General features: G+C 52.2%; 20 protein-coding genes. 10 read left to right on the top strand and 10 right to left on the bottom strand.

The window, feature by feature from the left end; genetic code table 11:
- The first annotated feature begins 102 nt into the window (after positions 1-102).
- The 5 genes from LOK74_RS14300 to LOK74_RS14280 all read left to right on the top strand — a co-directional run bounded on the left by LOK74_RS14300 (position 103) and on the right by LOK74_RS14280 (position 3,933).
- Positions 103-810 (top strand): hypothetical protein, encoded by a 708-nt coding sequence (locus tag LOK74_RS14300; RefSeq protein ID WP_230042708.1) that lies wholly within the window; start codon positions 103-105, stop codon positions 808-810.
- Between the two features lie 32 nt (positions 811-842).
- The gene (locus LOK74_RS14295; RefSeq protein WP_230042707.1) at positions 843-1,265 is read left to right on the top strand and encodes a TadE/TadG family type IV pilus assembly protein; all 423 of its coding nucleotides are present in this window, start codon (positions 843-845) and stop codon (positions 1,263-1,265) included.
- A gap of 58 nt (positions 1,266-1,323) precedes the next feature.
- On the top strand, positions 1,324-1,992 hold the full coding sequence (locus tag LOK74_RS14290) for a pilus assembly protein TadG-related protein (RefSeq protein ID WP_230042706.1): 669 nt from the start codon (positions 1,324-1,326) through the stop codon (positions 1,990-1,992).
- Positions 1,993-2,086: 94 nt separating this feature from the next.
- Positions 2,087-3,418: a VWA domain-containing protein gene (locus LOK74_RS14285; RefSeq protein ID WP_230042705.1), complete on the top strand. Its 1,332-nt coding sequence runs from the start codon at positions 2,087-2,089 to the stop codon at positions 3,416-3,418.
- A 308-nt stretch (positions 3,419-3,726) separates the two neighbouring features.
- Complete coding sequence (locus LOK74_RS14280) at positions 3,727-3,933, top strand: hypothetical protein (protein ID WP_230042704.1); 207 nt, start codon at positions 3,727-3,729, stop codon at positions 3,931-3,933.
- Positions 3,934-4,141: 208 nt separating this feature from the next.
- On the opposite strand, the gene LOK74_RS14275 is transcribed toward LOK74_RS14280, so the two are convergent.
- The 9 genes from LOK74_RS14275 to LOK74_RS14235 form a co-directional block, all read right to left on the bottom strand.
- Complete coding sequence (locus LOK74_RS14275) at positions 4,142-4,720, bottom strand: GNAT family N-acetyltransferase (RefSeq protein WP_230042703.1); 579 nt, start codon at positions 4,718-4,720, stop codon at positions 4,142-4,144.
- Between the two features lie 64 nt (positions 4,721-4,784).
- A complete protein-coding gene (locus LOK74_RS14270; RefSeq protein WP_230042702.1) occupies positions 4,785-5,333 on the bottom strand; it encodes an isoprenylcysteine carboxyl methyltransferase family protein in 549 nt (182 codons plus the stop codon).
- The gene (locus LOK74_RS14265; RefSeq protein WP_230042701.1) at positions 5,330-6,415 is read right to left on the bottom strand and encodes a type III polyketide synthase; all 1,086 of its coding nucleotides are present in this window, start codon (positions 6,413-6,415) and stop codon (positions 5,330-5,332) included. Before LOK74_RS14265 ends, LOK74_RS14270 begins: the two co-directional genes overlap by 4 nt.
- Positions 6,416-6,675: 260 nt before the next feature.
- Positions 6,676-7,221 (bottom strand): spore coat protein GerQ, encoded by a 546-nt coding sequence (gerQ, locus tag LOK74_RS14260; RefSeq protein ID WP_230042700.1) that lies wholly within the window; start codon positions 7,219-7,221, stop codon positions 6,676-6,678.
- A 47-nt stretch (positions 7,222-7,268) separates the two neighbouring features.
- Positions 7,269-7,700 carry a cell wall hydrolase gene (locus tag LOK74_RS14255; RefSeq protein ID WP_230042699.1) on the bottom strand — a complete coding sequence of 144 codons (432 nt, stop codon included), beginning with the start codon at positions 7,698-7,700 and terminating at the stop codon, positions 7,269-7,271.
- A gap of 97 nt (positions 7,701-7,797) precedes the next feature.
- Entirely contained in the window at positions 7,798-9,612 is a 1,815-nt protein-coding gene (locus tag LOK74_RS14250; RefSeq protein WP_230042698.1) for a monovalent cation:proton antiporter family protein, read from the bottom strand.
- Between the two features lie 75 nt (positions 9,613-9,687).
- The gene (locus LOK74_RS14245) at positions 9,688-11,028 is read right to left on the bottom strand and encodes an FtsX-like permease family protein (RefSeq protein ID WP_230042697.1); all 1,341 of its coding nucleotides are present in this window, start codon (positions 11,026-11,028) and stop codon (positions 9,688-9,690) included.
- Positions 10,973-11,617 carry an FtsX-like permease family protein gene (locus LOK74_RS14240; protein ID WP_230042696.1) on the bottom strand — a complete coding sequence of 215 codons (645 nt, stop codon included), beginning with the start codon at positions 11,615-11,617 and terminating at the stop codon, positions 10,973-10,975. The genes LOK74_RS14245 and LOK74_RS14240 overlap by 56 nt, the downstream gene beginning before the upstream one ends.
- A 299-nt stretch (positions 11,618-11,916) precedes the next feature.
- Positions 11,917-12,525, bottom strand: a complete 609-nt coding sequence (locus tag LOK74_RS14235) for a hypothetical protein (protein WP_230042695.1) — start codon at positions 12,523-12,525, stop codon at positions 11,917-11,919.
- Between the two features lie 239 nt (positions 12,526-12,764).
- On the opposite strand from LOK74_RS14235, the gene LOK74_RS14230 reads away from it, so the two are divergent.
- Genes LOK74_RS14230 through LOK74_RS14220 form a run of 3 tightly spaced genes read left to right on the top strand, consistent with a single transcriptional unit; the run spans position 12,765 to position 16,582 of the window.
- Positions 12,765-13,160 (top strand): MerR family transcriptional regulator, encoded by a 396-nt coding sequence (locus LOK74_RS14230; RefSeq protein ID WP_230042694.1) that lies wholly within the window; start codon positions 12,765-12,767, stop codon positions 13,158-13,160.
- Positions 13,161-13,181: 21 nt separating this feature from the next.
- Complete coding sequence (locus tag LOK74_RS14225; protein WP_230042693.1) at positions 13,182-14,738, top strand: class I adenylate-forming enzyme family protein; 1,557 nt, start codon at positions 13,182-13,184, stop codon at positions 14,736-14,738.
- 14 nt (positions 14,739-14,752) lie between these two features.
- Positions 14,753-16,582, top strand: coding sequence for an acyl-CoA dehydrogenase family protein (locus tag LOK74_RS14220; RefSeq protein WP_230042692.1), 1,830 nt, complete (start codon positions 14,753-14,755; stop codon positions 16,580-16,582).
- Here LOK74_RS14220 and LOK74_RS14215 read toward each other — a convergent pair.
- Complete coding sequence (locus tag LOK74_RS14215; protein WP_230042691.1) at positions 16,544-17,104, bottom strand: YqaA family protein; 561 nt, start codon at positions 17,102-17,104, stop codon at positions 16,544-16,546. The genes LOK74_RS14220 and LOK74_RS14215 overlap by 39 nt on opposite strands.
- Positions 17,105-17,414: 310 nt before the next feature.
- On the opposite strand from LOK74_RS14215, the gene LOK74_RS14210 reads away from it, so the two are divergent.
- On the top strand, positions 17,415-18,218 hold the full coding sequence (locus tag LOK74_RS14210; RefSeq protein WP_230042690.1) for a spore coat protein: 804 nt from the start codon (positions 17,415-17,417) through the stop codon (positions 18,216-18,218).
- 156 nt (positions 18,219-18,374) lie between these two features.
- Positions 18,375-19,481, top strand: a complete 1,107-nt coding sequence (mqnC, locus tag LOK74_RS14205; protein ID WP_230042689.1) for a cyclic dehypoxanthinyl futalosine synthase — start codon at positions 18,375-18,377, stop codon at positions 19,479-19,481.
- Positions 19,482-19,518 lie beyond the last annotated feature (37 nt).

Raw genomic sequence — 19,518 nt, 5'->3', positions numbered from 1 at the left:
GTTTTGACCGGTGCTATATCTAATCAGATTAACGTAAACACTACGATGCTTACTCAACATTTACTCACTCGGTAAAATCAAGATTGAAAACAGGTGACGGTCATGCATCCTTTTAAACAAAGTGTAATATTTTACGCGAGAAATATTGAATATCTGCTGTTGTTGGCGTTCGCCATCGTGTTGCCCTTTTCTCTGCTTCACACCTTTGTGACAAATTACGTTTACTTCTGGACGGTGTTAACAGATACAAATGCCTTTGGCGATGTTGTTAATACGTTTTACATGTTATTGTTTTTCTTCGTAGGCCAACTACCGTTTGTTCAATATGTGCAAAGTGAGGTTGAAGGAGAAGAGAAGGGGCTGCGTAGAGCGTTCCGCACATTTTTTGTACATGGGTTCTCCGTCTTTTTGTTTGGTCTGCTGTACGTTTTGCTGGTACTGATGGGGTCGCTCCTGTTTATTGTTCCAGGTCTGATAGTACTAACGCTTTTTTTCCTCACACCATTCTTGGTCGTAATGAAAGACCAGTCTGCGTGGAAAAGTTGGCAAGTAGCTTTTCAACTGGGGAAGAGGAATTTTCTACCGCTTTTTGGTCTGCTGTTGGTAATGAGTGTCGTAGAGTGGCTGATTGGCTTCACTGGTTTATTCGGAATATCTATGGTTACAAGCAATTATGCCGCCTTTCTGTTTAGTCAAATTATGTTAAATATGATCATCTACCCGTTTATGGTTGTTTTGATCACGTTTTACGTTCGAAAATGGCGGAATGATATGCACGGGGAGCGTAGCCCCGAACCGTTGGCAGACTAATAAGAGATGTCCTTGCGGGAGATGAATAGGAAATGGCTTCAAAACAGGGTTATTTCAACAACCAAAAAGGTTCGGTCACCGTTGAATTCATCGGTATCCTGCCCGCCGTATTTATCGGCATGCTGGTGTTATGGCAGTTTCTGATGGGCGTCTATGCGGTGATTGTCACCCAATCGGCAGCCAATGAGGCGGCTAAGGTATATTCGATAACCGAAAACGAGAGTGAGGCGGAGCAGGCGGCGGAGAAGATCGTGGAAACCGTAGGCGAAACATTAACCTTTGATAGCCTCTCCATCTCAAACACAACATCTGACGGGTATTTCACGGTGAATGTGGATGTTTCCTTTAACCTTACCTTTCTACCGGACATCATCACAAAAAATGTAGTGGACGAAGATGAGCAATACCTAGCCATTCCGATCGAGCAGGAGCTGCGCAGCCGGAAGATCCACTAAACCTCCCGACCACGACACGAACCCGGGTGCCTGGGAACCGAGAAATCAGGTGATGGATATGGGAAAGCAATTGTTTGTTCTGTTGCGCGAAGAACGTGGGAATATCACGATCTTTTCCATGACGATTTTCTACTTCATGATCTTCACCCTGTTTGTTGCGCTTTTTAATTTTTCAACGGTTTTCGTGGATAAGCAGCAGGCGGCCAACACTGCCCAGCAAGCCACCTTTGCTGCGACCAAAGCGGTGTATGAAGAGATTGAAGATGCGATTGATCGGTATGATCGATCGATAGCCCGATTGGAAGACCCGGTATTTATTTGGCCCTTGGTCCAAAAGGAGAAGGCCCAACTGCGGTCTCGCCATACAGGTTGGGCGGATAGTGAGATTCATTATGCGGCCATCGATAATGTATTGTCCTCTATGCTGCCCGGTAATCTCGAACTGCAAGCATATGTATCTGCAGGTCTGCTAGCGTCTCGTGCAAAGGTGAAACAGGCGGTGCATACCATCTTAGCTGAGAATGGAGCTTCACAGTCCGACTATACAATCAAGATGTTTACCAGTGATGATCGAATCGAAGTAAAAGCTGCGGTTGAGTATGAGTCAGTTACGTTCGGCTTGGAGTTCATGCCTTCCTATGAAGAGCAGGTGTATCAGACTGCGCAAAGCAGACAAGTGGGTTTCTTGGATGCCGTCGGCTTCAGCACGGCTGCCTTCTTTCCGTAACCATGCCTATTTCTCACACGCGTGCATCGACCTTTAAAAAAACAGCCCAGACACATTTACCGATCCATACCATCGTAACAAGGCGGTGAGACAGATGAGCTGCGTACAACGATTGCTGTTTCTACTGATGACCAGTAGCTTGCTTCTGGGCCTGCTTAGTGGCTGTTCACCCAGTGCATCCCCCCCGGGTTCCTCTGCTGAGAAGCCTCAACTGCCCCAAACAACCCAAGAGTTGGTCGTCGTCCAACCGGGACCGTTTGCCGGTACCCATTTTTATCTGTCCGATTACCCGCATAACCAGACGATCCAACAGGTGCTCGACCAGCTGCCTAACCTGCCGGACGGCTTGAATCCCGAGATGCTGCCGATGTATTGGGTCAAACTGAACTCGCTATTTACAGAAGACTACCTCAGTCCACAGTCGGTAGTCGATCGCTGGAGAATGGCGTCATTCGGCAGTCCTGACCTGGAGGATGCCCGTTTTCATTTTAAAGAGCATTTCAACGTGGAGATCATCCTCGATGCCAGCGGCAGCATGGCAGGGAAGATTGGAGAAAAGAGGAAGATGCAGTTGGCCAAAGAAGCAATTCAGGAGTTTGCCCAATCGCTGCCGGAGGGGGCCAATGTCTCGCTGCGCGTCTACGGGCATAAGGGCAGCAATGCCGATGAGCACAAAGAACTCTCCTGCAGCAGCAGTGAGCTGGTCTATCCGCTGCAGCCTTACGATGCAGAGGAGATCAAGGCAGCGCTGGAGCGGTTTGAACCGACTGGTTGGACGCCAATTGCCGGTTCCTTGAGGCTCGCTCAAAACGATATGGCAGGGTTGGATGCGGACAAGAATACCAATGTGATCTATCTGGTCAGCGACGGGATTGAGACCTGTGACGGTGATCCCATTGCCGTGGCCAAAGAGCTGTCCCAGTCTGAGATCATGCCGCTGCTTAATGTCATCGGGTTCGATGTGAATGCCGATGGCCAGAAGCAGCTAAAGGCGATTGCCCAAGCTGCTGAAGGATTATACGCCAACGTGACCAACCAGGAGCAGTTTAAGCAGGAGTTGGAGAGGGCAAAAGAAATCGCCGAGAGATGGGAGAAGTGGAAGCAGAACGCCCTCTCGGAGGCGGAGGCGGTCCGTATCGATCGGCACAAGTGGATCGAGCGATATGACAAAGACTGGTACGAGAAAAACTGGCGGGAAAGCCTCAATCTGGGCGCTGCGATTGATTATCTGTACGCTGCGCGAAAGATCGGTAGCGAGGCAAAGGCGTATTTTACCGAACAACGGGAAGCGCGGGAAGCGTTTGTGACCCGTTCGAAAGAGGAACTGATCGAGTATCTGCTGACGCTTACGGAGAAGTCCTACGAAGAGATGAAGGAGGAGATTGATCAGAAGTATAGCGGGACTGGAGATGAGTCAGTGGGTTGAGAAGGGATTAAGGCCGGTTATTTCCCGAAGATCTTCGTAAAGGAGTGATCCTCCCCGTGAGCACAAGAGAAAGAAGATATCAACGATTCTAGAACATCCTAGGTGTTCTTACATATGGAGTTTTGTTGCCGTTCACTTCTCTTTTGATTTTAATTGGAGAACCAATTCCCTACGCGATTATCGCTTTTTGGTTCTCCTTGCCGTTTATCGAAGATATGTCAATGGAGCAGTTGCGCCGACAGGAAGCGAAACGATCAGAATAGGATAAACTTTTCTAGCCCTACTATTCGTTTGGAGGTCTGATCATTGTGTCCAAGCAGGAACGAAACTGGCAGCGGTTTTGGAAGTTTATGATGATCTATTTTTATGTACTCATTACCCCGGCAGGTATAATCTTGTCATTCTACCGGTGGGAATTCCCTCTTGATCTGCTGATTCTTGCGATCGGGATTCCGTATATGCGCTCTAATCATCTGAAACAGATTAGAAAGAAAAATTCCGAACCAGTCGGTTAAAAATCTGATCCGTTACTGCTTACCCCTCCACAGACCTCAGAGAAATAACAAAGCCGCTCGAAGTCCGGCAAGCAATGAGATGAGGAAACTACCCCTCCTGATTAATCCCATGAAAAGCAGAAAAAGCAATGCCTCACAGGAATCGTAGTGGCAAAAACCAAGGCTGTCCTCCAAAGGCAGCCTCGGACCTTCCCCTCACCCCAACCCCTCACAAAAACTTACTCATAAATATCTCATCCACATACTCCCCATCAATCACAAAATGCCTCACCCGCGTCCCTTCCACCTCAAACCCGTACCGCTTGTACATCTCAACAGCCAGTTGATTGTTGGAAAACACATCGAGCGAGATCTTCTCCAGCCCGTGCGCTTCTGCCCAGTCGATCGAATACTGCATCAACTGCTTGCCGATCCCAAGCCCGCGGTAGTTGGGACCCACCCAGATCCGAAAATCGGCGACGTGCGCATTCATGTTTAGCTGCCCTCGCTTCAACTGCGCTACTCCGACCACTTCACCATCCAAGACCGCTACGGTGTACATGCTGCCTTGTTCTTTCATCTCCCGGATAGTCTCAGCCTCTTCCCGTGTTGTAGCGATCGAATCCGGTTCTTCTTCCAAGTACCCACCCTCATTGACCACACGCTTGATCCGCTTGATGATGGCAGAGGCATCATCGGATTGGGCGGGGCGCAGTGTGATCTGCTTGCCGTTTTTTGCCGTATAGCTCCGTTCGTAAGCAAACGTCTCAGTCTCCGTCTCAGTCGGCGTTTTTTCCATCACGACCATCGTGGATCAGCTCCTTGCGTATAACGTGTCCTCTACAGTGTTTGCTTTGCAGTCACCAATCCATTCATTCCGTCACTTCTTTTTCCGGCTGCGGTACTGTTTCGCGCAGCTGAGTCAAGGCCTGCTCTTCGGCCGGTATGCGTACTCGCACCAACAGCCAGAGGTTGGCCAGTGAAAACAGCACAGCTGTAGCATACGCAGAAAAGGTGAGCGGCAGCGTCAACAGCTCAATCCCGACGATCCAGTAGTTGGGGTGACGCAGATAGCGGTACGGTCCGCGTGAGATGCGGCCAGCATCGGGGAGGATCATGATTCGCGTGTTCCAAAACCGTCCGAGGCTGCTGATGCACCAGTAGCGTCCCGCCTGCGCCAGCAGAAACAAGCCAAACGGCAGATACCAGTAAGCAGCCAAAGGACGCTGTCCCCACAGGACTTCCAGCAGCAGGCTGAGAAAAAAAGCTGCATGGAGGGAGACGATGTACTTGTAGTGTTCCGCTCCTGCCTCATACCCCCCATGCTCTCTGATGTAGGCGGCATTGCGCTGTGCAATCCATAGCTCTGCCAGCCGCTGCAGCAATACGGCTCCGATCACGATCAGGAAAAACAGGTTCACCGATGCATACAACCTCCTGCCTGCAAAATCACCACTTCCGAGCTAAATCCTGGTCCCAGCGCTGTCAGCAGCCCGTATTCTCCCGCCGCCCACGGCTGCTTGAGACTTCGTTCCAACACGTACAGTACGGTCGCCGAGGACATGTTGCCGCAGGAGGACAGCACCTCCTCTGCATCCCGCGTCGACTCGTCGGTCAGCTCAAGCGTTTCTCGGTAGGCAGCGACTACTTTTGCGCCTCCAGGATGCGGGATGTAGCGGCTGATCTGCGACAGGGTGAGCCCATAACGTTGCAAGGCCTGATCAACCGTCTGCCGCATGCGCTGCTTCACCAGTGTGGGGATGTCGCGGGAAAAGATCACCCTCAGCCCGTCGTCGGTGACATCCCAGCCCATCACGTCGAGCGAATCACGCCAAGTCGTCGTGGCGCTGCCTACAATCATTGGAGTAGAGTGGAAAGTGGGATGGCTGCGCACGTATTCGTCACCGGCTACCAGTACAGCGGCAGCTCCGTCGGCAAATAGCGAAGTGGCGATGAAGTTGCTTTTGGAAACGTCACGTTTCACAAAGGTGAGTCCGCACAGTTCCACCGATAGCAGCAGCACCAGCTGATCGGGATGAGCCTTGGCGTAGTCGCAGGCCCGCGAGATGCCCATCGCTCCAGCGACACAGCCCAGCCCCCAGATCGGGATGCGGGCGATATCTTCTCTCATCCCTAGCAGGTTCAGGATGCGGGCATCGATGCTCGGCGTCGCGATGCCGGTACTGGAGACATAGATCAGGCAGTCAATCTCTTCAGGAGCCAATCCGTTTGTTTCGAGACACTGGTTGATGGCCTCCGAGCCCAATCGACAGGCGTTGTCCACATACTGCTTGTTTTTTTCAGCAAACCGATGATCACGTAGAAACCACTCAGGTGGCATGCAAAAACGCCGCGTGCGGATTTCCGTGTTGGGGAAGATCTTCATCAGCCGATCAATCTGGGGAAAGCGGTCGCGAAACAAGTGATAAACCAACCGCATCGATTCTTCCTGCGATATTTCGTATGGCGGAACAGCCTTGCCGACGGACAGGATGTGTGGCAAGCGAACATCACTCCCATTCACTGGAAAAAATCAGTTAGAGTGTGCCCATTCTGCCGCGAGGTCATTCGAGCGACCGATACTCAGTTGGAAGTACTATACGGGGGCGTGGAGGGGTAGGGGAGGTTATCATCTTGTGGCGAAGCAGTCAGTCAATGACTTCTCTCCTCTGGACAACAGCATGCAGGGACCTCTGTTGAGAGGTCCCTGATCCATGCAACTCAAATGAACGGTAATAGGTAGCTGAGGGACGAAGAGAGGGATTAAAATTCTCCCGGAATGGGCGGGGCGACGTATTCAATCGGTTCGTCAAAGGTGATGTAGTCCAGGTTGACCATTAACAAAAGATAGCGTATGCCCGTGTCCGGATCGCTAATGATCAGGTGGTCGCGGCCTGCTGCTTCGATGATTCCGCGAAACACTTTTGCATTCCATTCTGTATTGTTCTCAAACGTCATGTACACGGTTGCCATTTTGCCGCGATTTAAGCGTAAGATGTTTTCTACATACGATTGCTCCACGAAATCTCTTGTGCCAGGAATCGGGGCACCGCTCGGCGGCAGCATCGGTATCGCCTGCGGTGTCAGCTTCTGTGTTTCCATTTGTGGTGAAACCATTTGTCCCGGGTCGTAGTAAAAGGGTTGGTTGGGTGTCGCAAGTCCCTGATAGGGTTGATTCGGCGTCGCGAGTCCCTGATATGTCTGGTTTGGCAAGGAGAGTCCTTGATATGGCTGATTCGGCATCGCGTATCCCTGATAACCCTGATATGCCTGATAACCCGGAAAACCCTGATTTGGATTGCAGTACATTGCGCGATTCACTCCTCTTTTTTTACAATTGCATGGTATGTGGGGTGTCAAAACGTATTATAAACATTTGGGCAGTTTTGGCTGGTGGGGGCAAAGAAGCAGTGGGCTTTGTAGCGGCCCGTATTCGGCTGGTTGTACCATTCCGCAGGGCATCCTCCAGTAGGTCTGAAAAACCAGAGCGAGTAACTAGCGGGATGATATCGCTTGCCATTGATCACTTTGCGAGCCAGCCGTATCTCCCTTTCTCGTGCCCGCTGGTAAAAATAGGGTTTCTGTGTTGCCTCGAACCCGCCTGGTGACTGAAACACCATGTCGCGAATCGAGCGTATGCCTTCGAAGTCGAGGCAGTTGGACCGGACCCGGTTGACACCGACGTTGCCAACCATCAACATACCCAGCTTGCCCTCTCCCTCTGCTTCGGCCCGCATCAGACGGGCCAGCATCTTTACCCCGTTCGCTGTAGCTTTGATGACAGCCAATCACAACACCTCACTTATCGTCTCTACACCCATAATATATGGAGGGATTTGCAATGGGTGATTGACCTGGGGAAAAGAAAAAAAGTGGGCGAAAGGCCTATGCCATCGCCCGTTCGATTTGTCGAACCAGTTCTTTATCACCGCTGATCAGCAGGATGTCGCCCACTCTGATCTGCGTGTTTCCGTGCGGGATGAGCAGGTCGTTGCCGCGAAAGATGCGGATGACCAGCGCATCGTCGAGAAAGGAAAGATCGCGAATAAACCGGTTGTGCAGCCGTTCGTTGTTCACGGTTACCTCGTACATGCAGTCATCTTTCTCCAACATCTTCAACAGGGACGGATATTCGATCAGTACCTGCAGCAGCAGCCGATTGGAGAGAAAAGTGGAGAAGAGCTGTACGCCTTCCGTAAGTTCCTCGCTTCGCTGTTCGCTGTCCATCCGGCAAATCACATTTTCCACTCCACCTGACTTGGCCCAGTTGGCTATGCGTACGTTTAGAGGTTCATCGCTGGTGAGCGCTACCACGTAATCACTGTTCAGTACATCATAGTTGCTCAGCTCTTCTGGCTCCAGTGCGGAGAGCGTAACCATAGGAAACGGGTAGTTGCGCTCTTGCTGATCCGATGAAGGGTCTGACGTATAGATGGCTACTTCATAGCCATCCTGATGAAGCTGCTTGGCCAGCGCCAGGTTGATCGTGTTGGCGCCGATCAGGGAGATTTTCCTGGTGGACGTCTCCACGTGTTCAGGAACCGTTCGCTGGAACAGAATCGGCGAGATCACACAGGAGAGCACGGCACCTACGATCAACGCAGCTTGCACATTTTCGCTGATCACCCCCAACTCCAATCCCACAGCCGTTCCGGCGATGATCAGGCTGAGGGTAGACGGAAGCAGAAAACCTGCACCCAGGGTTTCCTTCCAACTGAACCACTTGCGCCAGATTAGGACAGGCAGCAGCTTGGACACATAGTAACTGATAATAATCAGCGGCAGCAGCAGCAGGACGTTCGCGTCGCCGAACAGATTGTGCAGTTCCATCGTCGCGCCGACCATGAAGAAAAAGATGGGAATCAAAAAGCCAAAGCCAAATGACGTTAACTGATGGGTAAACTCTTTCGATGGTGCCAGCAGGGAGACGATCACCCCGGCCAGGAAGGCACCAAGAATGCTTTCCGCGCCTACCTCTTCCGACAGCACGACGAAGAACAGGATCAGCGCAAACACGCCGCGAGTTCCCAACTGCACACTCTCTCGAGAGATTCTCTCGATCAACTTGTTGGTGGCAAACCGCAGGCTGAACCGATAGACGAAAAAGACGACAACAAACAGGATCAGCAAGAGAAACGGTTTGGTCAGGTTGTTTGCCGAGAAGGCGACGTACAGAGACAGCAGAATCATCGTCGCAAAATCGGATATGACAGCCGTCAGCAGAATCGTCTGTCCGTACGGCGTGTTGGTAATCCCTTTGTCCTTTAGCGTCGGTACGACGATGCTGAGTGAGATCGTTGAGATCAAAAGGGTCATAAACCATGGATCACGGACCAGACCAAGCCACTGCATCAAGAGGGCAAAGCCGCAAGAGATCAATAATATCAGCACAAACGTCACCGCTGAGAGCACCAGCGGATTGGCTTGTGAAGGTTTTTTGCTTTTCACCCGGAACGATTCGAAATCAATCTCCAACCCGCTCAAAAACATCAGGTAGATCAATCCAAGAGAAGAAAGCAGGGAGAGCCACTGATCGTCATGAATCAGTCCCAGGCCGCTCTTGCCCAACAGCAGACCTGCGATAATCTCTACTACGACGACCGGCAGAAAGCGCCAGCGCAGCCGATGGAGGATGATCGGGATCAGAAACGACAAGGTGACGACGATCGTTAAAGAGAGTACAGAGTGATTACCTTCCATGTGGAACCTCCTGGGTAGACAGCCTAGGTTTCTATTTTACCGAAGGATGCTCCGATGGAAAAGCGGAATTCACACTTACAGGACAGCTTCTTTTACGTGACGTGTATAACGGGCGCGGATCAGCAGGAAATAGGCAATCTGGGCCGCGATGAAACCAAGCAAAACGCTGATCGTATGGAACGCGATTGACAGCTGGAACATGCTTTGCAAGGCGACAAAAGCAAACGAACTGTGAATCACAGCTACCACGAGGGGGACAAAAAAGAGCAACAACAACTGCGTCGTTACAATTTTCGTCAACTCTTTTTCAGACAACCCGATTTTGGTGATCGCCTGATACTGACGACGATCATGATCCAGGTCCATATACAAGCGGAAATAGAGAAAGCTGCCGGCGGCGATGAAAAATACCGCCCCCACCAATAGTCCGACAAACAGCATGACACTGTTTACTTGTAGAGCATGCAGATAAGCAGCACCGCTTGTAATAAAACCAAACCTGGGGAGTGTGAACGGCCCCTCTGACTGTTGATAAAACGCCAACAGTTCCTGGTTCACTTGTTCGCCGATCTGCGTTGTCTCTTGCCAATCCTTCACGGTGTAGCCAACATAAGTGGCCTTCTCCCAGCTCCAGTTCTCTCGGTTCATCTCTTCCGATACCTGGATCGAATCATATACCTGGTCAGAGATCAGCAGCAGATTCATCCCCATCAGCGCACGAGAGAAGATTGGTTTTTCAACGGCTCCATTGATCTTGAGGGTAATCCCGCTCTCTTGAAACGTCACCGGTTTTCGTTGATTGGCCACTTTTTCGATCTGACTGATGTTGCCCGGGATCAATTTGGCTTCTGTTTCTGCAATCGATTGGGCAGGGTACCCCAAGCTGTTTGCCAACCGGTTGTAGTCCGTTTCGCTCACCAGCACCACTTTGTTTCCGTTGGTTTTGCTGGTCTGAGACTTTACTGTTACACTAACCTTTTCAATCAGGACTTGCTGCCTTTGCAGGTCAGCTTCGATCATGGCCAGATGTTTCGCTTCCGACGGGTTTTCCCCGTACGACGCATAGCTGACGGCAAAGGGAAAGTTCAGCTCGTATTTTTTGCTCATCGTACCGGTTGCGGCCAACGCTCCCACCGCACAAAAGGCGACAGTAGACACAATCGTGACCAAGAAGAACATGTGAGCGTTGTCTTTGAGGCGATAAGCAAGCGTCGACAAGGTGATGAGGTTGGTCTGCTTCCAGTAAAGAGCTCGATTTCGCTGCAAGATCCGGATCGCGAATACACTCAGCTGCGTAAACAGGAAATACGTGCCCACGATGACCATACCCGTGACGGGCAGCAGGCGTTCTATGATCGTATCATTCGTAGTCGTTACCGCCAGATAATAGCCAACGGTGAGCAGCACGGCGGACAATAGGGAGAGAAGCGGCGATGTCTTCGGTTCCCGTTTTGGCTTTGCGCTCGCTTGAAACAGGTCGATCAGTTTGTTGACACGGGTGAGCAGTGCCGTAAACGAAGAGTACAGTGAAGGCTCCGAAGGTCAGCAGTAGTGCTTTCCATGACAGATGAAACGGCAGCGACTCCATGATGATGGCTTTCGCCCCGATCATCAGAAAGAGTTTTGCAAACAACATCCCTGCGATCATCCCTGTTACAGTTGCGGCTAGGCCGATCAGGATGTTTTCCAGAAAGATCAGCTTGTTGAGTTGTGAACGAGTCATCCCGTGCATCATCAGAATTCCGAATTCCCGCTTGCGCGACTTTAGAAATGCACGGACAGAATAGAAGATGAAAAAGAAGGAAAATACATATATCACGTATTCAGCCGCTTCCATCCCTCTGATGGCGATTTCTCTGAATACCCCTTCCTTGACATCTGGGTGAAAGATAAACATCGCGTAGATGAAAAAAATCATCACGGAAAAGGCGCTGCTCAGAAAATAGGCGGCATACAGACGCTTGTTCCGGATTACGTTGTAAAAGGCGAACTGGCGAAAAGTCATCGAGGTACTCCTTCCCACATAATGATCATATGACAACACCCACTGTAGAGCGTGCTTTTATTGTAAAGGACCAGATATTGCCTCTCCCATTGAATTAACTTTCATTTTTCTTACAAGATCGTAAGGATTGTTTCCTTTCCTCCTAGATCATGACGCGGCTGGCGGTTATCCGGTCACGACGATGAAGCCGGCTGGGAGGGGGTATGAAACTGACCGCCGGGCAATGAAAAAACCGCACGTCCTCTATTTTTAGAGTGCGTGCGGTGCTTTGCTGTGCACGATGGATACGATGGATCTTTCTACTTCGCCGTCAATTGGAAGCTCTCGATGATCTGCGGGATCTGTTCAGATAGTGCGCTGTAATCACGGGCTTCCTCCCCTTCCAGACCCATGTCAAGCGGTCTGCCGTACAGGTAGACCTGATCTCCGTGAGTGGTAATGATCGTACCCGGATTAGGCCCGTCTTTCTCTTTCTCCCATTCCGCAGCAGGGAGAACGCGAATATGGAAGAGCTGCTGCCAGACTTGGGGATCTTCTGCATGATAGAGAAAATAGGTGACTTGATGACGCGTTTCGATCCGATACTTGCCTGCCCAGTCACTGGGAATGGTTAGCGAGTATCCGGCATCGTTTTGATAAAGGCCTCCTTCGCCAGGCTGTTGATTTGCTTGCTGAGCAGAGGAGTCAGTTTGGGTGCTATCGTCCTCCGCGGGGCTGGAGTGTTGGGAGCTCTCACCTTCAAGAGGGCTGGAATGCTGGCCGCTATCCTCCACGTCGGAATGCTCGGTGCTTCCTGCCTCGACGTTAGAATGGCTTTCACTCGCGGCAGTGTCTGGCTGCTGGGCGGTCAGGCTGCATCCGGTAATCAAGAGGAGGAGCAGGATGATGAGGGTATGTCTTTTTTTCATGACGTAGAGAAGCCTCCTTGGGCAACTGGCGTATCAGAATAAGGATTATTATTTCACCGCGTCTTTGTCAATTCCTGCTGATCGTCTCACGAAGGAGAAAGGATTGGGGTAGTACGCCCGGCCATCGATGTAAAAAGGAAGGAACCTACCTCATTGACGTTAACGTTAACGTAAAGTAAACTATTTGTAAATTCTGATGTTTCCGACAGGAGGGATTGTCCAAAGGAGGACATATATCGATGAGTGATCGCAAGGAGTTATTTTCGATCTCAGAATTAGCAACTGAACTGGACATTAGTACGCGCACGATTCGTTACTACGAAGAAGTGGGATTGATTCAACCCGCGCGCTCCGAGAGGGGGATACGCCTCTACACACGGAGTGACCGGGCGAGACTGCGCCTGATATTGCGAGGGAAGCGGTTTGGTTTTACCCTCGAGCAGATCAGGGAGATGATCCAATTGTTCCAGGAGGACCGAACTGGGCGCAAGCAGTTGGAACGGACAATTGCTTACGGGAGCGAGAAGCTGCAGGAGATTGATCAGCGGATCAATGAATTGCTGCTGCTGCGTGAGGAAATCGTCACGTACATGGAGAAGTTCGAGCAGCGCTTGCGCGAGACAAGCAAACATTGAGCAGACGGAAGAGGTGGAAGCGTGAATCTATCTGCATTATTGGCGACAAATGGTCGAAAGCACGGTGACAAGGAAGCGTTGATCGATGGAGAGAGACGGATCAGCTACCGGGAGTGGAATCAGCATGCCGATTACTGGGCGGCACGACTGCGGCAGATGGGGATCGAGAGAGCAGATCGGGTAGCGATCATGATGCCCAACTGTCTTGAGTTTGCGATCATGTACATGGCGATCATGCGCAGCGGAGCGATCGTGGTTCCGATCAGTGCCCGTTCTGCACCAGAGGACGTCTCCTACGTTTGTGAGGAAGCAGAGTGTAAAGGGATGATTGTGCACGATCAGCTTTTCGCTGTGGTTGCACAGCTTCCTGCCGGCCGACAACTGAGAGCCCTGATCAAGACCGGGGAGGGACGGGATGGATGGCTCGGAATGGATGACGGTCATTCTGATCCATCTAACAGAGAATGGAAAGCGCTTCCTTGTGATGCGGAAGTACCCGAGTTTAGCGAAGATGACGAAGTAAGTATGCTGTTCACCTCCGGTACGACCGGCCGTCCCAAAGGGGTGCTGTTCACTCATCGCAACGTGTTGACGGTTGCCAAGATGATGGCGATCGAGATGCAGATCGATCATCGCAGCCGGATTCTGCAAATGATGCCGCTCAGTCACTCAGCTCCGCTTCATCTGTTCTTCCATACGGGGATCATGGTAGCAGCGACCCAGGTGTTGGCTCCTACTTTTTCACCGGAGCTGCTGCTCGCGCTTGCCCAGAGGGAGCGGATCACCCATTTCTTCGGTGCTCCCGTCGCCTACTTGCTGACCATGAAGCATCCGGATTTCCTTCATTGTGATCTCTCCTCTGCACATTGCTGGGTCTACGGTGGGGCACCGCTTTCCAAAGAGATGGCAGAGCAGATCGAGCGGGCATTTGGCCAAGACAAGGTCGTATGTGTCTATGGATTGACGGAGGCGGGGCCGACCGGAACCGCTCTGCGTCATGCCGAGTACCCCGACAAGGCGGGCAGCATCGGGAGAGCGGTGCTTTACACCGAAGTAGAAGTAGTCAACGAACGGGGTGAGCCCGTACCTGCAGGCGAGCCGGGGGAAATCCGCATCCGCAGTGAAGGAACGATGAAAGGGTACATCCATAATCCGGAAGCCACTGCCGAGGTGGTGCGCGACGGCTGGGTGTATAGCGGCGACATTGCCCGTGTCGATGAAGAGGGCTTTCTCTGGGTGATCGACCGAAAAAAAGATGTGATTATCAGCGGTGGTGTCAATGTTTACCCGAAAGAAATCGAGCAAGAGTTAGAGCGTCACCCTGCTATCCAAGAAGTGGCAGTGGTCGGGGTTCCCCACCCTGAATGGGGTGAGACGGTAAAAGCTTGCCTGGTGCTGCGGGAGCAGGCGGCAGCCGATGCCGGGCCGACCGACTGGCTGGCGGAAGTTCGCCGTTTCCTGAGTGGAAAAGTAGCTGATTATAAGCTGCCTCGGTTGGTAGAGTGCTTGACTGCCTTGCCTCGCAATGCAAGCGGAAAAGTGCTGAAGCACGTCTTGCGTGAACAAACAGAAGCATGAGGAGGAGAAAACGGATGAGCAATCTGCAAAAGCTGATCGACAGTCGGGGGTACTCTAACAACATTCCCCATCCCCGCAGTCGGTGGCACGATAATTTTTATACGGCTGATCCCAATCTCGACTACCTGATCGGACGCTATCTGCCGCAGTCGATGCAACCCTGGGCCAGAGAGCAGCTATCCCGGTTCGGAGCCTACGTCGCCGGACCAGTCGACGAACGGGCTGCGTATACCGACGGCGAGGGCAGACCGCGTCTGCGCAAGTACAACAGGCTGGGGGAAGATGTGTCAGAGATCATCACCAATGAAGGATATCGGAAGACGGTTGCCGATGTATATGGAGCGGGGATTGTCAGCTACCTCTACCATCCGGTTCCCGAATTGGGTGAGAGGGTTCCTTATCTCTATTCCTATATGATGGGCTATCTGCTCAGTCAGTCGGAACCGGGCTTTTACTGTCCGGTGACACTGACGATGGCTGCTGCTCACCTGGTGGATCGTTACGGCAGCGAGGAGTTGAAGCAGCGCTACCTGGTCGGTCTCACTTCTCGCGACTATGAGACCTTGTACGAGGGAGCCACCTGGTTGACGGAGCGGCAGGGGGGATCAGACGTAGGGGCCAACCTGACAGTGGCCGAACCGGTGGCGGATCGACCTGGCACCTATCGACTCACAGGGGAAAAATTTTTTGCCAGCAATGCAGGTGCGATGGTAGCCACTGTGATGGCGCGGATTGATCCCGACAAGCCAGGTACCAAAGGGTTGGGATTATTCCTGGTGCCGTGGACCACACCCGACGGACAGCGGAATCGCATCTCGATCAGGCGGTTGAAAGAGAAGTTGGGCGTAAATGCGGTCCCGTCCGCCGAAGTATTGCTGGAGGGAGCAGAGGGGTATCTGATCGGGCGGCCGGAACGGGGTTTCGCTTACATGGCGGAGGCGCTGAACATCTCCCGCATCTGCAATGCCGTCGCCTCCATCGGGATCATGCGCAGGGCGTTTTATGAGGCCAAGGATTATGCGGCGCGGCGGAGCGCTTTTGGCTCATCGATTGACCGATATCCCATGGTACGGGAGATGCTGGTTTCGCTGCTGGTCGATCTGGAGGTAAGCACAGGTGCGGTGTTTGAGATGATTCATTACTTTGACAAGGCAAACACTTACGGTGATGCGGACCAAGCAGAACGTGTGATAGCCCGTCTGTTGATTCCGCTGCTGAAGTACCGTACCGGTGACGAAGCTGTCCAGGCGAGCCATACCGCGATTGAGATCCACGGCGGCAACGGCTACATTGAGGAGTACGTCACTCCGCGTCTGCTGCGGGATGCGCAAGTGACTACAGTCTGGGAGGGCACGTCCAATATTTTAGCCCTCGATCTGCTGCGGGTCATGCAAAAAGAGCAGGCCCACGAGGTATTTTGCCAGGTGATGCGAGAGCGCATCATAAAAATGACCCATCCGCTATCCAAGGTGTTTGCGATGCGCATCGCCGAAGAGCTGGAACTGCTGGAGCAAAACCTCGCCTATTTGCTCCAACAGTCCGACGAGTACGTAAACTACAAGCTGAAGACTGTGGCCAATCATATGATTGATCTGTTCTGTCTCAGCAACATCGTGCTGGATGCAGAGCAGCAGGTAGAACAACAGGCAAACGCCCGCAAGTATGTACTGGCACACCTCTACTGGAAGCAACATTTTGCCGTCAGTCAGGATCGAGGTGTCAAACAAGATCCTCTGCTGGATGTTCGGTTCTTCACAGCGCTGGTCGAGTATCAGCAGGTTGGCGAGTCGGAACTGCAAGCTGCTTTATCTCTTTTTTCGACGCTTCAGGAGGAACCATCCTAAGGTAAGGATGACAGCCACCGCAAGCAGCGAAACCTCCAGATATTGATCCAGCAGCTCTTTCGCATGCTTGCCGTAGAGAAAGAACAAGACACCGATCAGGTAAAACTTGATCCCTCGTCCGAGGATCGAATACACGATCAGCCGAAACAGCGAAAATCCGAATACGCCGGAGAGGATCGTAAATACCTTGTACGGGATCGGGGTAAACGATCCGATCAGGACGGCGGCATCGCCGTCCTTTGTAAACTTATCCGTCGCCACCTCAACCCAGCGGGCGGGAACCACTTTATGCATCAGCGGTTTGCCCAATGCCTTGCCGAGCAGGTACCCCATCGGGGCGCCCAGCACCGAGCCAAAGAAGGCTACCGTTGCGTAATACAACGCGTCCGCTGGTGAGACAAGGCTCATCGCGATCTGCAGAAAAAATGGCGGCACAGGCAAAATAAATGAGTCAAGAAAGGAAAGGGCAAATAAACCGAATTGCCCGTACTGCATGAAAATCTCGGAAATGGTATCAAACATCGTGATCTCCTTCTTTGTACCAGATGGCAATCATTCCTATCACTACCTTTGAGATCCTGCCTGGCAACCAGAGCAAAAAGTGGCCGAAGGGCGTTTCAGGTGCAAGCAGTTTCCTCCGTTTGATGCGTGAACTCCACTCTATTATACCGTACATGTTTATGATTTTAAGTAACAAAATAGGACATTCGGCTGGAACGGCGAACGCCTGGTCTCTCTGCCTATTATTCTTCAAAAACCCGGAAAATGTCGATCACTTTGGGACATACTGGTAGGTGATGCCTAAAATCAATTCGAAAGCGAGGCGAATGCGATGCAACACCACCAGTACGGAGCACATGAAGTGATCGAACTCCATGAGGTTCTTGCCGCTTCGGTCGACGCCCTAAATCTGTTTCGGGTCTATCTGTCATACGTGCAGGATCCAGAGCTTGAACAGATCGTAAGTCACCAGCTTTCGTTTATGACGGATGAATACAATAGCCTGATTCACCTGATTCACGGCCGGGGGATGCCGGCAGCCAGTTCTTACAAGAAGGTTGCTGCCCCTGGGCAACAAGCCGGTATGCAGGGCGGAGAGCAGGTTGAGCGGCCCAATCGGGCTTTCGAGCTGATTGATGACCGCGATGTGGTATCCACTCTGCTTGGCACTCACAAAGCAGGTGCCAAACTGCGCATGGATGCCGCACTGGAGTGCGCCGATGCCCAGATACGAAGCGCACTCTTGCAAGCAGCCAACAACTGTGCGATGCAGGCCTTCGAGACATGGGGGTACATGAACAGACGTGGTTTCTACGAACTCTCGACGCTGCAGCCCACCGCCTCTGCACATGTTTTGGGTCGGTATCAGCCAACGACTGAACGGTCTGCCGCAGACGCTTCCCGCTTTCAGCCAACCGAACAGGTACAGGCGCCACCAGGACCTGTTTATCCAACCATGCCGTCTGCTCCGTCAAGCAGTACTGCCCGTGAGGACGTAGCCGGGAGCCATGCAGGAGGAGAACGGACATCACCAGTTTCCGGTCTCGGCTTTCCGTACCTGTCCGGAGCAGTAGATCACCAGACGAAAATGCAGCAGACGGATGAGGAATCAGAAGGTCCTGCATCCCGCCACTAATCTACGCCCACGCATGTTTCGCATGTATTCTCAGGAGGACTCTGAACGGCTTGTTTCCCCAGCTTGTACCCGTCATCGGCCGCCTCTGCCAATAGGCAGGGTCGGCTTTTTGTGTTAGGATGAAGGAGGAAATGAGGTATGAAGGAGGGCTCCTTTGTGATAGACGAAATCCTGAAGCGGGCGGTTGCCGGAGAGCGGCTGGGCCTGGAAGACGGCTTGGCCCTGTTTGAGAGCGACGAAATCGAAAAGATCGGGCATGCCGCCAACCAGGTGATGCTCAAGTGGCATCCGGATCCGATCACGACCTTTGTGATTGGACGCAATATCAACTACACCAATATCTGTGACAAATACTGCCGATTCTGCGCCTTTTACCGTCCCCCAGGTTCTGCCGAAGGGTATGTGCTGCCGACGGAGACGATTCTGGAGAAGATTCAGGAGACAGTAGACGTCGGGGGAACGGAGATTCTGATGCAAGGCGGGACCAATCCTGATCTGCCGTTGGAATACTATCTGGAGCTGCTGCGGACGATCAAGCGGCGGTTTCCGCAGATCACCATGCACTCCCTGTCGACGACGGAAGTGGAAAAGATGGCGGAGTTATCCGGCCTGTCGATCGAAGAAGTACTGCGTCAATTGAAGGAAGCCGGATTGGATTCGCTGCCGGGAGCAGGTGGAGAGATCCTCGACGACCGCACCCGTATGAAGATCTCCCGTGTGAAGGGTTCCTGGAAGCAGTGGATTGATGTACAAAGGGCCGCTCACCTAGTAGGGCTGCCTGGGACAGCTACGATGGTGATTGGCTTTGGCGAGCAATTGGAGGAGCGGGTTCTCTCCCTGATGCGGATTCGCGAGCTGCAAGACGAGACAAAGGGCTTCACCGCGTTCATCACCTGGACCTTTCAGCCGGAGAATACCAACCTGAAAGCAGTCAACAATACGCCGGAAGAGTATCTGAAGACGCTGGCGATCAGCCGTTTGATGCTGGACAATATTCCTAACTTTCAGTCCTCGTGGGTGACGGTCGGACCGGAGTATGGCAAGCTTTCGCTCTCTTACGGGGCCAACGACTTCGGTTCGACAATGATCGAAGAGAACGTCGTCTCCGCTGCCAAGTGCGCCTACAAGGTAAACACCAATACGATTTTGCAGATGATTCGCGAGGCAGGCAAAACCCCCGCGCAGCGCAATACCAAGTACGAAATCCTGCGTGTCTTCCACGAAGGGGAAATGGCCGAAAACGATTTTGTGATGCAGAACTAAGTCGGCATTTACCAACCGTTTAAAAGTATATCGCCAC

Origin of the sequence: Brevibacillus humidisoli, from assembly GCF_020923435.1 — a bacterium.
GTDB lineage: Bacteria > Bacillota > Bacilli > Brevibacillales > Brevibacillaceae > Brevibacillus_E > Brevibacillus_E humidisoli.
Note: the sequence above shows the minus strand (reverse complement) of the source record. Positions and strands in the feature narration are given on the sequence as shown.

What these genes read in the sequence shown, in the direction of transcription:
- LOK74_RS14290 (WP_230042706.1), top strand. Translation starts at nt 1,324, where the DNA reads ATGGGAAAGCAATTGTTTGTTCTGTTGCGCGAAGAACGTGGGAATATC.
- LOK74_RS14220 (WP_230042692.1), top strand. Translation starts at nt 14,753, where the DNA reads ATGAGCAATCTGCAAAAGCTGATCGACAGTCGGGGGTACTCTAACAAC.
- LOK74_RS14295 (WP_230042707.1), top strand. Translation starts at nt 843, where the DNA reads ATGGCTTCAAAACAGGGTTATTTCAACAACCAAAAAGGTTCGGTCACC.
- LOK74_RS14230 (WP_230042694.1), top strand. Translation starts at nt 12,765, where the DNA reads ATGAGTGATCGCAAGGAGTTATTTTCGATCTCAGAATTAGCAACTGAA.
- LOK74_RS14240 (WP_230042696.1), bottom strand. Translation starts at nt 11,617, where the DNA reads ATGACTTTTCGCCAGTTCGCCTTTTACAACGTAATCCGGAACAAGCGT.
- LOK74_RS14235 (WP_230042695.1), bottom strand. Translation starts at nt 12,525, where the DNA reads ATGAAAAAAAGACATACCCTCATCATCCTGCTCCTCCTCTTGATTACC.
- gerQ (WP_230042700.1), bottom strand. Translation starts at nt 7,221, where the DNA reads ATGTACTGCAATCCAAATCAGGGTTTTCCGGGTTATCAGGCATATCAG.
- LOK74_RS14300 (WP_230042708.1), top strand. Translation starts at nt 103, where the DNA reads ATGCATCCTTTTAAACAAAGTGTAATATTTTACGCGAGAAATATTGAA.
- LOK74_RS14215 (WP_230042691.1), bottom strand. Translation starts at nt 17,104, where the DNA reads ATGTTTGATACCATTTCCGAGATTTTCATGCAGTACGGGCAATTCGGT.
- LOK74_RS14250 (WP_230042698.1), bottom strand. Translation starts at nt 9,612, where the DNA reads ATGGAAGGTAATCACTCTGTACTCTCTTTAACGATCGTCGTCACCTTG.
- LOK74_RS14275 (WP_230042703.1), bottom strand. Translation starts at nt 4,720, where the DNA reads ATGGTCGTGATGGAAAAAACGCCGACTGAGACGGAGACTGAGACGTTT.
- LOK74_RS14210 (WP_230042690.1), top strand. Translation starts at nt 17,415, where the DNA reads ATGCAACACCACCAGTACGGAGCACATGAAGTGATCGAACTCCATGAG.
- LOK74_RS14285 (WP_230042705.1), top strand. Translation starts at nt 2,087, where the DNA reads ATGAGCTGCGTACAACGATTGCTGTTTCTACTGATGACCAGTAGCTTG.